Origin of the sequence: Corynebacterium nasorum (genome assembly GCF_022345765.1) — a bacterium.
In the GTDB taxonomy this organism is placed as follows: Bacteria; Actinomycetota; Actinomycetes; order Mycobacteriales; family Mycobacteriaceae; genus Corynebacterium; species Corynebacterium kefirresidentii.
This window is the reverse complement of the sequence record NZ_JAKRDR010000001.1, coordinates 195,318-208,350: the sequence shown is the minus strand read 5'-3', so window position 1 is coordinate 208,350 and position 13,033 is coordinate 195,318. Positions and strand designations below refer to the sequence as shown.

At 57.1% G+C, this 13,033-nt stretch carries 14 protein-coding genes; 3 read left to right on the top strand and 11 right to left on the bottom strand.

The window, feature by feature from the left end:
• Positions 1–17: 17 nt before the first annotated feature.
• Positions 18–764, bottom strand: a complete 747-nt coding sequence (gene thyX, locus MHK04_RS00980) for an FAD-dependent thymidylate synthase (protein WP_049361193.1) — start codon at positions 762–764, stop codon at positions 18–20.
• 3 nt (positions 765–767) lie between these two features.
• Positions 768–1,514: a 4-hydroxy-tetrahydrodipicolinate reductase gene (gene dapB / locus MHK04_RS00975; protein WP_049361192.1), complete on the bottom strand. Its 747-nt coding sequence runs from the start codon at positions 1,512–1,514 to the stop codon at positions 768–770.
• Between the two features lie 58 nt (positions 1,515–1,572).
• On the opposite strand from dapB, the gene MHK04_RS00970 reads away from it, so the two are divergent.
• On the top strand, positions 1,573–2,043 hold the full coding sequence (locus MHK04_RS00970) for a VOC family protein (protein ID WP_023021345.1): 471 nt from the start codon (positions 1,573–1,575) through the stop codon (positions 2,041–2,043).
• 126 nt (positions 2,044–2,169) lie between these two features.
• On the top strand, positions 2,170–2,865 hold the full coding sequence (locus tag MHK04_RS00965; protein ID WP_427846918.1) for an AMIN-like domain-containing (lipo)protein: 696 nt from the start codon (positions 2,170–2,172) through the stop codon (positions 2,863–2,865).
• Between the two features lie 94 nt (positions 2,866–2,959).
• Here the strand turns inward: MHK04_RS00965 and MHK04_RS00960 are convergent, their stop codons facing one another.
• From MHK04_RS00960 to MHK04_RS00945, 4 genes are all read right to left on the bottom strand, one after another.
• A complete protein-coding gene (locus tag MHK04_RS00960; protein ID WP_023021343.1) occupies positions 2,960–5,206 on the bottom strand; it encodes a polyribonucleotide nucleotidyltransferase in 2,247 nt (748 codons plus the stop codon).
• A gap of 143 nt (positions 5,207–5,349) precedes the next feature.
• Positions 5,350–5,619, bottom strand: a complete 270-nt coding sequence (gene rpsO, locus MHK04_RS00955) for a 30S ribosomal protein S15 (RefSeq protein ID WP_005278802.1) — start codon at positions 5,617–5,619, stop codon at positions 5,350–5,352.
• A gap of 170 nt (positions 5,620–5,789) precedes the next feature.
• Positions 5,790–6,722 carry a nucleoside hydrolase gene (locus MHK04_RS00950; protein ID WP_239207598.1) on the bottom strand — a complete coding sequence of 311 codons (933 nt, stop codon included), beginning with the start codon at positions 6,720–6,722 and terminating at the stop codon, positions 5,790–5,792.
• On the bottom strand, positions 6,723–7,745 hold the full coding sequence (locus MHK04_RS00945) for a bifunctional riboflavin kinase/FAD synthetase (RefSeq protein ID WP_239207597.1): 1,023 nt from the start codon (positions 7,743–7,745) through the stop codon (positions 6,723–6,725).
• 23 nt (positions 7,746–7,768) lie between these two features.
• On the opposite strand from MHK04_RS00945, the gene truB reads away from it, so the two are divergent.
• On the top strand, positions 7,769–8,662 hold the full coding sequence (gene truB / locus MHK04_RS00940; protein ID WP_239207596.1) for a tRNA pseudouridine(55) synthase TruB: 894 nt from the start codon (positions 7,769–7,771) through the stop codon (positions 8,660–8,662).
• Here truB and MHK04_RS00935 read toward each other — a convergent pair.
• From MHK04_RS00935 to rbfA, 5 genes are all read right to left on the bottom strand, one after another.
• Positions 8,659–9,333, bottom strand: coding sequence for a 4'-phosphopantetheinyl transferase family protein (locus MHK04_RS00935; protein WP_239207595.1), 675 nt, complete (start codon positions 9,331–9,333; stop codon positions 8,659–8,661). The genes truB and MHK04_RS00935 overlap by 4 nt on opposite strands.
• Positions 9,330–10,142 carry a metallophosphoesterase family protein gene (locus tag MHK04_RS00930; protein ID WP_239207594.1) on the bottom strand — a complete coding sequence of 271 codons (813 nt, stop codon included), beginning with the start codon at positions 10,140–10,142 and terminating at the stop codon, positions 9,330–9,332. The genes MHK04_RS00935 and MHK04_RS00930 overlap by 4 nt, the downstream gene beginning before the upstream one ends.
• An 84-nt stretch (positions 10,143–10,226) precedes the next feature.
• Positions 10,227–11,567: an MATE family efflux transporter gene (locus MHK04_RS00925; protein ID WP_239207593.1), complete on the bottom strand. Its 1,341-nt coding sequence runs from the start codon at positions 11,565–11,567 to the stop codon at positions 10,227–10,229.
• Positions 11,564–12,526: a DHH family phosphoesterase gene (locus tag MHK04_RS00920; protein ID WP_239207592.1), complete on the bottom strand. Its 963-nt coding sequence runs from the start codon at positions 12,524–12,526 to the stop codon at positions 11,564–11,566. Before MHK04_RS00920 ends, MHK04_RS00925 begins: the two co-directional genes overlap by 4 nt.
• On the bottom strand, positions 12,527–12,970 hold the full coding sequence (rbfA, locus tag MHK04_RS00915) for a 30S ribosome-binding factor RbfA (RefSeq protein ID WP_023021335.1): 444 nt from the start codon (positions 12,968–12,970) through the stop codon (positions 12,527–12,529).
• Positions 12,971–13,033: the final 63 nt, after the last annotated feature.

Genomic DNA, 13,033 nt, shown 5'->3' with positions numbered 1-13,033 from the left:
TCGGGGTCTCGCGCGTGTTAGGCGTAGGGGCTTGCCGCCATCTGGGTGCCATCAGCCAACGTGGTGATATTGAAGTCATTAAAGAGCACCGGCGCCTTGCTCTGCAGCAACTTCAAGCACTCTACCGCGACGTGGCGCAGCTCTTCATCGGCCTGTTCCGCGGCACGTGCACCGATAAAATGCCGCCACGCGCGATAATTGCCGGTGACAACGATGCGGGTTTCTGTTGCGTTGGGAAGCACGGCACGGGCCGCCTGGCGAGCCTGCTTTTTACGCAGGAGTGCATTAGGCTCATCCAGTTTCTCTTCGAGCGCGCTAAGCAGCTCGTCATAGACAAAGCGAGTTTCATCTACAGCCTGCATGACCAACCGGCTAAGCTGCTCGTCTTCGGCCACCAATTTAGGCAAAACCACTTCAGTTTCATCTGGGTGGACAAAGCGCTGGGAAAGCTGCGAGAAGGAAAAGTGCCGGTGGCGTACAAGCTCATGGCTCGCCGAACGCGACAGCCCCGTGATGTACATCGTTGCTGTGGCATGCTCAAGCAATGCGGTATGACCTACCTCCATGATGTGGTGCAGATAGGCTTCATTCGTTGCCGTGCGGGGATTTGGTTTGTCAAAAGACTCGTAGCACGCTCTTCCAGCAAACTCGACTAGAGCTTCCCCATCTGAGGCCGAATCATCCGCGGTCCAGTCCACAGTGCGCGGGGCGTGAAATTGCGTTGCGGCAATGAGCTGAATGTCTAGCTCACTTGCTTTAGCCATAGCTTAAAGCCCCAAGTACTTATCTAGGCCGACGACCAAACCTGGGTGTTGCGCAATCTGGCGCACGCCCACCAGTACGCCCGGGGTAAAGGACGCACGGTCATAAGAATCTTGGCGAATAGTCAGAGACTGACCTTGGGCACCGAAAATAACCTCTTCGTGTGCGACCATGCCGCGAGTGCGTACCGCGTGTACCGGGATGCCGTCGACATTGGCTCCGCGTGCACCGTCCAGTTGCTTTTCCGTGGCATCCGGCATCTCGCCTAGGCCTGCCTCCTTGCGAGCGGCTGCAATCCCTTCAGCGGTATGGATGGCGGTACCGGACGGCGCATCCAGCTTTGTCGGGTGGTGGAATTCAATGACCTCTGCAGTTTCAAAGAACTTAGCGGCCTGCTTTGCCAACACCATGGTGAGCACAGCGGAGATGGCAAAATTCGGCGCAATCAGGACATTGCCAGCACCGTCTTGCTTAGTCCACTCCTCTACCTGCGCCAAGCGTTCCTTATCAAAGCCAGTGGTCCCCACCACACAGTGAATGCCTTGGGCAATGCAGAATTCCAGATTTCCCATGACGGAGTCCGGCTGAGTAAAGTCCACGATGACCTCCGCGTGGGCGTCGACAAGCTGCTGCAAATCATCACCGCGGTCGATTTCTGCCACCAGCTCTAGATCATCTTCTGCGTTTACACCTTCGACGATTGCTTGACCCACGCGCCCGTGAGCACCTAGTACGCCAACCTTGATAGCCATGGTGTGTTCTCCTTATTTCAGCCACATCGTTAATACTTTTCTCCCCATCCTAACGCGCATGATAGCTGCGCAATTCCTCGCCTGCTGCAAAGAACGTGTTCTCCTAAACGGTGCCCGAGCTTCATCACTAGGATGGCCTGCATGCAGATATATCGCTTCCGTTCCCGTAGATGACGTTGCACGCGCTCACGATTTCTATGTCAACACGCTAGGATTCCGCGTTAAGGATGACGTTACCCACGGCGATTTCCGCTGGCTTACCGTCACCAATGCCGATGGCGAGGGAGACACCGAGCTACTTCTCGAGCCGAAAGGCCACCCCGCAGCAAAAGACTATGCCGCGGCGCTAAAGGCCGATGGAATTCCGGTCACCCAATTTCTCTCCACGGACATAGAAAGCGAATACAAGGAGCTCAGCGACAAGGGCGTGCACTTTACCATGGAGCCCACCGATGTTGGCCCCTCCATCATTGCCGCTTTTGATGACACCGTGGGAAACCTTATTCAGCTCGTGCAGTTAAAGAAGTAGGCCTACTTCCCGCTTCCGCAACGTGCCTCTTAGGACGTTTAACAATTGCATCACTTTCTAACCCCTGCCCCATCAGCCTCAGTAGGATGAGGCTATAGCACGGTAAGCACCAAGGAAGTGATGAACTTGTCTCGTTCAATTTTCTCTCGCACTCTCGCCCTAGCCACCAGCGCAGGTTGCGCATTAGCGCTTGCCGCTTGTTCCGCAGAGGATTCCACGCAGCAAAGCTCACCGGCGCTTAGCGAGGTTCAGTCAACTGTCGACACGGCTGAAGCCGAGACCAACACCGCCGCACCTACTACTTCCGCCCCGCAAAGCACCTCAGCGGCGGATGCTGGCCAGCAATCAATCCCACAAGTCGCGTCCCCAGTTGCGTTTGCGGGCATGGGCACAGCCTCGCTCGAGGACCAACAACATATGCCGGAAGGACTTGGAAACCTCATCCCCACGGGTGTGCGAGTGGGAGCTCATGATGGGTTTACGCGCGTTGTTATCGACTTGGAGGGCGAAGGTGAACCGGGGTGGTTTACCTCCTATACCGATGCCCCCGCCCAACAGGCATCCGGCAAGCCAGTTGAGGTTCAGGGCACTACCTTTCTAAACCTAGGCATTGAGGGAACGCCATGGCCTTCAACCCCTGGGCTCAAGGAAAAATACATGTCCCCAGGCACTACTCTGGGTGCCGGGGTGGTGAGCGAAATCAACTACACCACCACATTTGAGGCACAAACCCAGCTCATTATCGGCCTTAAGAAAAAGACTCCCTACTCGGTGACTTTTCTGCAAGAACCATCGCGCGTGGTGATTGATTTCCAGAATTAAAGTTCTGACATCACCGCTCGGGGTACGCAAACATCAAGAAAGGCCCTGACTTCCAGTGGGTGAACTGGAGCTCAGGGCCTTTTAGGCTTGAGGATTAATCCTCAACCGGAACCAGGGAAATCTTGCCGCGGTTATCGATGTCAGCGATTTCTACCTGAACCTTATCGCCAACGTTGATGACATCTTCTACCTTTTCGATGCGCTCATCGCCACCCAGGTTGGAAATGTGAATCAGGCCGTCGCGACCCGGGGTCAGGGAAACGAATGCGCCGAACGGAACGGTCTTTACCACGGTGCCTAGGAAGCGCTCTCCTACCTTCGGCAGCTGCGGGTTAGCAATGGAATTGACCTTTTCGATGGCAGCATCTGCAGCTTCACCGGTAGCAGCGGAAACATAGACGGTTCCGTCATCTTCGATGGAGACATCTGCGCCGGTCTCCTCGGTGATCTGGTTGATGGTCTTGCCCTTTGGCCCAATGAGCTCACCAATCTTATTGACCGGGATCTTCACAGAGGTGATCTTCGGGGCGAGGCCAGACATCTCATCCGGCGTATCGATGACCTCAGCCATGGTTTCCAGGATGGTAGAGCGGGCATCACGAGCTTGCTCCAATGCCTGAGCCAAGACCTTAGACGGGATACCATCCAGTTTGGTGTCTAGCTGCAGGGCGGTGATGTACTCGGAAGTACCTGCGACCTTGAAGTCCATATCGCCAAAGGCGTCCTCGGCACCGAGGATATCGGTCAGGGCGACGAACTTCTCCTTACCGTTGACCTCACCGGAAACCAAGCCCATTGCGATGCCGGCTACGGGTGCCTTCAGCGGAACACCGGCGTTGTAGAGGGACAAGGTAGAGGCGCATACGGAACCCATGGAGGTAGAGCCGTTGGAGCCCAAGGCCTCAGAGACCTGACGGATGGCGTATGGGAAGTCCTCGCGGGAGGGGATGACCGGAAGCAGGGCGCGCTCGGCTAGTGCACCGTGACCAATCTCGCGGCGCTTCGGGGAACCTACACGGCCGGTTTCACCTGTGGAGTATGGCGGGAAATTGTAGTGGTGCATATAACGCTTGGATTCCACTGGGGTCAGGGAATCGATCTGCTGCTCCATCTTGAGCATGTCTAGCGTGGTAACGCCCAAAATCTGAGTTTCTCCGCGCTCAAACAAGGACGAACCGTGAGCGCGTGGCACCAAATCCACCTCAACGGAAAGGTCACGGATATCGGTAACGCCGCGGCCATCAATGCGGAAGCCCTCAGAGAGGATCTTCTGGCGCACGATCTGCTTCATCAGGGCGTTATACGCGCCACGGATCTGCTTCGAGGCGTTGTCCTCATCCAAATCTTCGAACTGGTCCAAGAGCTTTTCTTCGACCTGCTCCATGTATTCATTGGTAGCATCGTCGCGTTCCTGCTTGCCCGGAATAGTCAGCAGCTTCTCTAGCTTCTTGGTAGCAGCGCTTTCCACAGCTTCGAAGACGTCATCACTATAGGCTGGGAAGAGGGGGAATTCCTGAGTTTCCTTGGCGGTACGCTCCGCCAGACCGTTCTGGGCCTCACACAGGGTCTTAATGAATGGCTTGGCTGCTTCCAGGCCTGCAGCGACGGTTGCTTCCTGCGGCGCAGGGGCGCCTTCAGCAATGCGCTCTGCAACGTTGGTGCCGGCACCGGCCTCGACCATCATGATGGCCACGTCGTCCTTGCGGCCCTTCTTTACCATGCGGCCGGCAACAACCATCTCAAAGAGCGCGCGCTCGTGCTGCTCGTGGTTCGGGAAAGCCACCCACTGGCCTTCCGGGTGCTTATCGTCGGCGATAAGAGCCATGCGGACGCCGCCTACAGCACCAGAGACGGGCAAGCCAGACAGCTGGGTAGCGGCGGAAGCGCCGTTGATGGCAACGACGTCGTAGTACTCTTCCGGATCCTGGGACATGACGGTGACGACAACCTGGACCTCATTGCGCAGGCCCTTGACAAAGGTCGGGCGCAGCGGGCGGTCGATGAGGCGGCAGGCCAGGATAGCCTCAGAGGAAGGGCGTCCCTCTCGGCGGAAGAAGGAGCCCGGAATCTTGCCAGCGGCGTACATGCGTTCTTCTACGTCAACGGTCAAGGGGAAGAAGTCGAATCCCTCGCGCGGCTGGTTAGAAGCGGTGGTGGTGGCCAACAACATGGTGTCATCGTCCAAGTAGGTGGTCACGGAGCCGTCTGCCTGGCGGGCTAGCTGGCCGGTTTCAAAGCGCAACGTGCGGGTACCAAAGTCACCATTGTCTAGCGTGGCAATGGCTTCGGTAATGCCGAAGTCCTCGTCAATGTTGAACTCGACGGAGTTCTGAACGCTCATTAAAAAATGTCTCCTTGAGTGGTTTAGGCGATCGTCGGTGCCGCCTGGTTAATTTTGTCTACGACAACGCTGTCAAATTCTAACAGAAAAACCACAAAAGCCCCGCCTAAGGGCGGGGCGAGAGGGCCAAAGCTGAGCCGAAATTAACGACGCAGGCCCAAGCGAGAGATCAGATCACGGTAGCGATCGACGTTGTTCTCAGCCAGGTACTTCAGCAGGCCACGACGGCGACCAACCATCAGCAGCAGACCACGACGGGAGTGGTGATCGTGCTTGTGGAACTTCAGGTGCTCGGTCAAGGTATTGATGCGGGAGGTCAGCAGGGCAACCTGTGCCTCAGGGGAACCGGTATCGGTTTCGTGCAGGCCGTACTCCTTGAGGATTTCAGCCTTCTTCTCAGTGGTCAAAGCCATGAGTATTTCTCCTTTATTTCAGTCCACATTATCGTGACGCATAAGCCTGCGCGGTGCGCGGGACTTGTACGTGCCGCAACTGCTGTGAACCGCAGTCGCTAAGCCAAGGAAACACCTTACAGCGTTCGGACACAGAAAATCAAAACTCCCTGGCCCTTAAGTCTGGCCTGCTAGAGCTCGCTAAAGAGGGTTTCCAGTAGTTCTACAAACTCCCGCACAAAGCGCGCGCTATCTACACCCACAGCTACTTTCGCGGTTGCCGGTGTCGAAAGCCGGGTTTCGTCTGCGATTGTCCTACCGCGGGTAGGGCCGGTGGTATCGGTCTTGAGGTTTATCGAAAGGACGTCGACAAGCGAGGCATCTGCCGCCACCGCCACGGCCAGTGGATCGTGCAGGCCGCAACCGCCCAAATACGGCGACGTAGTGGCATAGGCACCAATATAATAATCGACCATATCCGCGAAGATGCGGCCGGCACGGGTACCCGAAGCGCGCCAACGAGCGGATTCCTCCGCAGTCAACAACGTGCGTAAGGTAACATCCAGGCCCACCATGGTGATATCGCCGGCATGGCGGAATAGGTAATCGGTAGCCTCCGGATCCTGGGAAATATTAGCCTCAGACCACGGGGTGACATTTCCAGGTACTGTGAGCGCCCCGCCCATCATCACTAGGTGCGCGTTCGCGGCAAAACTGGGGTCTTGGCGCATTGCAGCAGCAATCGTGGTGGAGGGGCCGGTAGGAATGATGACCAAATCAGCGCCATGCTCGTGGACTGCTTGGATGAGGAATTCTGCCGCGGGTTGAGACTGGACCTGCGCGGTTGCCGGCGGCAGGAGGACCTCGCCTACGCCGTTGCGGCCATGGATAAAGGAGGAAATATCGCTCGGCCGAAAGCCATCCGGGCTGGGGCCGGCAAAAACCGGAATATCACCTTTGCCCAGCAGCTCCAGGAGGGCAAGTGTATTGCGCACGGCCAATGGCACAGTCACGTTGCCGTACGTACAGGTCACACCGATTAATTCAAAGTCTGGATGGGCTATGGCATACGCCAGCGCCAAGGCATCATCAATGCCGGTATCGAGATCGAGAATGGCCTTCATTTATTTCTCCCGTAGGAAATAGTCTTTGGCAGTCCAGCCTTGTGCCTTAGCATCGGCGGCAAGCACCTGGCGCGCCTTGGCTACGTCATTGGCCATGGCTTCTAGCAGCTCATCCACGGAACTGAACTTCACCATATCGCGAAGGTGACCGACGAAATGCACCGTGGCCTCATATCCATACAGATCCGCATCGCGGTCGAGCACGAAGGACTCGATAGAGCGATCCTCGTCACCAAAAGTGGGGTTGGTGCCCACGGAAATAGCAGCCGCGTAGGCCACGCCAGGGCGCATGTCGCCGTCTATGGAAGCGTCAGAGTGGACAATAAACCACCCTGCGTAAACACCATCGGCCGGGATGGCCACCGTATCCGGGAAGTACTGATTGGCCGTAGGAAAACCCAGTTCCTTTCCTCCCCGACCCGCGCCGCGTACCACGGGCCCAGTCACGGTGAAATGGCGGCCGAGCGCCCAATTAGCGGATTCAATGTCCCCGTTTGCAAGACACTCGCGAATATGGGTAGAACAAATACGCACGCCCGCATCATCCAGCAACGGGACGATATCCACGCTAAAGCCAAACTCGGCACCAAAATCTTGCATGGCCCGGGCGGTTCCGGTGGCACCCGCGCCAAAGGTGAAGTTCTCCCCCACCACTATGTGCTGCGCATTGAGTTTTCCTACCAACAGTTCCTCCACGTAGGGCTGCGGCTCCACGCCGGCTAGGTCTTTGGTGAAGTCGATGACAAGCACGGCTTCAATGCCTAGCTCCTCGGCCAATTCCAGCCGGCGCTCAAAGCTGAGCACCGCCAGTGGGGCACGCTCCGGCAAGAATACCGACACCGGGTGCGGGTCAAAGGTCACCATGACAGCGCGTTCACCACTGACGCGAGCGTGCTCCACACAGGCGGAGATAAGCTGCTGATGCCCGCGGTGTAGGCCGTCAAAAACGCCGATTGTTACTGACGTTGGGCCTAATTCCGCAGGGATGTCATCGATTCCATACCAAATATCCACGCAGACCATCGTAGAGCATAGACTTAGAGGCTATGACTGATGCGCTCGCAAACTCCGGACTCGTCATCGTAGACAAACCCGCCGGTATGACCTCCCACGATGTTGTCGGCCGCCTACGCAGGTATTTTCACACCAAAAAGGTGGGCCATGCCGGCACCTTGGATCCCATGGCCACCGGCGTGCTTGTCCTTGGCCTGGAGCGGGGCACCAAATTCTTGGCCCACATGGTTGCCTCCACTAAGTCCTACGACGCCACCATCCGGCTCGGCGCCGCCACCACCACCGATGATGCCGAGGGGGAATACTCCTGGGGCGCTAGCGCTGCAGGCGTTGACCGCCCTGCAATTGACGCTGAAATTACCAAGCTCACTGGCGATATCATGCAAAAGCCCGCGGCCGTATCAGCCATTAAGATTAATGGCCGCCGCGCCCATGAGCTCGTACGCGAGGGCCACGAGGTAGACATTCCCGCGCGTCCGGTAACGGTGGATACATTCGACGTTCTCGCACAGCGCCGCGAGGGCGACTATATCGACTTAGATGTCACGGTAGATTGCTCCTCTGGCACCTATATCCGCTCCCTGGCCCGTGATTTGGGCGAGGCCCTTCAGGTAGGCGGGCACCTTACTGCTTTGCGCCGCACAAAGGTGGGCCCTTTTACGCTTGCCGACGCCCACTCGCTCGACGACCTTGCCGATTCCCCGCGCCTTTCCTTGAGCTTGGACGAAGCCTTGGCTCGCTGCTTCCCGGTTCTATCCGTCACCGCGGATGAGGCGGCGGCTCTAGCTATGGGCAAATGGCTCGAACCCCGCGGGCTTAAAGGCGTGCATGCTGCCGTGGCTCCCAATGGTCAGGCGGTCGCGCTCATCAAGGAAAAGGGCAAGCGCCTAGCCACCGTGTTTGTCGCACGGCCCTCTACCCTTTAATGGCTAAAGTCTAGGGCCGGAACCGATGTGGACACGATGACGTAGCCATCTCGAATCACCCAGCGCCCAGTGATAAACGGCACCGGAGTGGGCCGGGCCAAAATATAGGAAATGAGCGTGCCATCCTCGCGCAGATCAATTTCAGCTTGATCAAAGTCGAGCCAGCGGAAGGTCATGGGAAACCACGATTTATACGTGGCTTCCTTGGCGCAAAAGAGCAATCGGTCTGGGCAGTTAATCCCCGCCTTACTTAGCCGCAAAAGCTGCGGCATCTCCCCGGCTCGGGCAATCATGGCAAGAACATGATCCGGCAGCGGCTCGGCGGGTTCTGCGTCCAAGCCCACAGATTTTAGGGCGGAGGTTGGAGCAACCACCGCGGCCCGCATTCCCTCAGTATGCGTCATCGATCCGATAAAGCCTTCTGGCCATAGCGGCATGCCCCGCTCGCCGCGCAAAATCGGCGTCGCCGGGTTAGCACCCAATTCCTGCAAGGCTCGGTGCGCGCACCACCTAGCATCGCCGAACTCGGCCTTGCGCGCATCAACCGCCCGAGAAACGAGAGACTTTTCTTCAGCCGCAAGGTCTTCAAAGTTCGCCAAATCCGCGTAACTCGAATCCGTGCGCACATAGCAATATCGCGCACTGTCAGGAAATAGCTCTGGATACATCATGGTGTTCCCTCCTCCGCAAAGGAACGCAGTACCGGATAGGGCCACGCCTGGGCGGTCTCGCGGCCCTGCCACTCTCGGGGATACCCCAACGATGTCTCTATGTGGTCCACGCCGTCCACATTGATGCGGGAGGGCATGTGCAAGTGTCCATAGATTACGGATTCGGCGTTATAGCGGCGCGGCCACGACCGTGTATGCCGCGTTCCGCACCATAAGGCAATCTCGGGAAAGCGCAACAGCATCGTCGGCTCTTGCACCAACGGCCAATGGTTGACCAGCACCGTAGGACCATTCACGCGGGAAAGACGTTTAATGGAATAGGCCAATCTATCCCAGCACCACGCCCGAATGTCTACAAAGGGGGCAATGGCGAACTCATCCGTCATCATCAGTTGCTTTGCACGTGCCGCTGCAATAGCTTGGTCCACGCTAAGACCATGTGGACGGAAGCTATAGTCATACAACGTAAAAAGCGGCACGATAGTAGTCCCGTGGAATACCGGATATGGGTCTTCGGGAGTGATAACTCCGATTTCCCTACACCTATCTACCAGGTGCGTGTATTTGTCTCGGCCTTGATATTGCTCTTGTGAGCGCGAGAAAAGTTCATGATTGCCTGGCACCCAGATGACTCTGGCATAGCGGTCTTTGAGCTGGCGCAGAATACGAATGATGAGCTCGGTACGCTCTGCTACGTCTCCGGCCACGATGAGCCAATCCGCGGGATCTGGCGGCGTGAGCTGGGCAATGCGCTCACTATTGGCGCTTACCGCACCATGCAGGTCAGAAACCGCCCACACTGTTGGCATAGGTTCTACCTGCCTTCTAAACAACTGCGCACTGCACGGAGACGTGCATCACCCGCGAATATCAATACGCCCACTTTAGCGCAGCTAGTTCTCTTGTACTACGGCCCATTTCATGGATCGGAACCGGAAGACCACGCCCACCATACGGAAAGCAATGAATGCAGCAAGGCCGCACCACACGCCAGTCAACCCTGTGCCCATAAAATGCGCCAAGATGACGCCTGGCAAAAATCCCACCAAGACCGAAGAAATGGTCAAAGTGCGCAAGAACGCAGCATCGCCGGCGCCCAGCAGGACACCATCGAGCGCGAAGACTACGCCGCCGCCAATGACCATGGCTACCAAGATCCACCACGGCTGGCCAATGGCATCGAGTACCTCCGGGGCGGAGGTGAAAATGCGCGGAATGATTCCCGCGCCGGCAGCAAAAACGGCGGCCAGCAGTCCTGAAAAAATCGTAGAGTACAACACGACCTTGCTGCCTACACCGCGTGCATGCTTAGCAGAGCCAGCGCCTAGGGCCGCTCCCGTCAAAGATTGTGCGGCAATGGCCAAAGAATCCAAGATGAGGGACATAAAGTTCCACAACTGCATCATGATCTGGTGACCGGCCAGAGAAGCGGTACCCACCCGGGAGACCACGGCCGTGGCGGTGAGGAAGGCCACCTGGAAGCTAGCCGAGCGCAGAATAAGATCGCGGCCCAAAATCAACTGCTCCCGTATTACATGCCATTGAATGTGCCAAGAGCCGGTATGTTCCTTGTGTAATTCGCGGACAAATAGCGCAGCAATAATGCTCATGCCCAGTACCGTGGCTATAGCGGAGCCGGCCAGCCCCCAGAAATGGACAAAGATGGGCACTGCAATCGCGCCGGGAATCATGCCAGCCAAGGTGAAATACAGCGGTTTCTTTGTATCTTGGACTCCGCGCATCCACCCGTTGCCAGCCATTTCCACCAATGTAACGGGAATGGCAAGTGCCGCGATGCGCAGCCACAACGCCGTTCCGGCAGCCGTGGCGGGATCACCAGTTAAAGCACGAGCAAATACGCCGCCGAAAATCCACATGATAACCGCGAGAAGCCCGCCTACTCCCAAGGCCACATAGGTAGCTTGTACGCCCTCAGCAACCGCAGCCTCGCGTTTTCCGGAGCCAAAGAGGCGAGCAGAGCGAGCGGTCGTGCCGTAGGACAAAAATGTCAACTGCGTAGTCACCACGGAGTGAATCGTGGTCGCTGCGGCCAGAGAAGCTAGCTCTTGCGCGCCAAGGCGGCCGACCACCGCAGTATCCAACAGAAGATAGAGCGGCATCGCCGCTAGCACGCCAAGCGCAGGAAACGCGAGGCCAAAGACCTCGCGTGCGGTTACTGTGCCGGCGGTGGAGCGATCCTGGGTGTTCAATCCATCCGTCTGCCCTGTACTCATTGAATAGCGGCCACCAATTCCTTAATGATTTCTTCTGGAGCTCCGTGAGCGGTATACCCTGCGGCTGGAACATGCCCGCCGCCGCCAAAGTTAAGCGCAACGGAGGAGCAATCAATCCGAGAGGAACGCAAGGATACCGCCCATACCTCCGGAGCCTGCTCTTTAAACACCACGCCTATGGTGGTTCCTTCTAGCGCACGGACGAATTCCACCAGTGACTCCACGGCCGAATCTGAGTGGCCGTGGATATCATCCCTTCGCGCGACAAGGATGCCTAGGGTGTGCTCCCCTGCTTCCTCAATACGCAGACCAGCCAGTACCCTACCAATCATCTGTAGATCGTCCGGTGTGATGGAATCCAAGAGGTCAGCGGCGATCTGCTTGGTATCGAGATCGTAATGCATAAGGCGGGTGGCAATATCATGCATTGCCGGCCTACCCCAGCGGAAGCTGCCGGTATCAGTCATCAAACCAGCATAAAGGCAGTGCGCGATATGGCGGTCAACTTGAATTTCTAGAGAATCCAAAATGCTCAGCAAGACCACGGTGGTGGATTCACATTCGGTATCCACCACATTGATGGCACCGAATCCTGGGTTAGAAGAATGGTGGTCAATGCACAGAACCCAGCCCTGCTGGGCTAGCTGCTCAATGTGGTCTGCAAAAAATCCCGTCCGGTCCAAGGAACCACAATCAACGGTGACATAAAGGTCGTAGCCGTCGGGCAGTTCGCGGCTGACGATGACGTCCTCGGCACCGGGAATGGTGTATAAGTTCCGGGAGATTTCCCGATCTTGGCCCACGACGGCGCACACGTCTTTGCCCTGTTGCCGCAACGCGAGCAGCAACGCCGCAGCAGAACCGATAGCATCGGCGTCCGGCCGCAGATGCGTGACAATGCAGATGCTGTGGGCATCCTGCAGGGCAGCAACGGCCGGCTGGTATTGCTTTTTAGTCACTTAAGCCTCGTCTTCATCGGAGGTCTTATATGGGTTTGCGTCCCCTGCGGGCTGGGCGTTTTCCTTCAGCTTCGCCAACTCCTCGTCGCGGGCACGGGCACGAGCTAATAGTTCTTCCATATGAGCTGAAGCTTCTGGGACGGTATCGACCTCGAAGGTCAGCGTCGGGGTAAAGCGCACGGAGAGTTGATCTCCTACAATCTTGCGCAGCTGCCCCTTAGCGCGCTTGAGAGCTTCTTCTGCTTGCTGGAAATCCGGCTCGGAGTCAATGTCTTTTCCGCGCACGGTATAAAAAACGGTGGCATCGTGCAGGTCGCCTGTGACTCGAGTATCCGTGATGGTCACCAGCTCAAGGCGGCGATCCTTAATCTGGCGTTCGATGGCGCTTGCCACGATTTCCTGAATGCGCTTGGCCATACGCGCTGCGCGTGCGTGATCAACCATGTGAACCTCCCAGCTCAAAAAGAATCCATCTTTAAAATTACCGCCAACCGGTATAGAAACCAC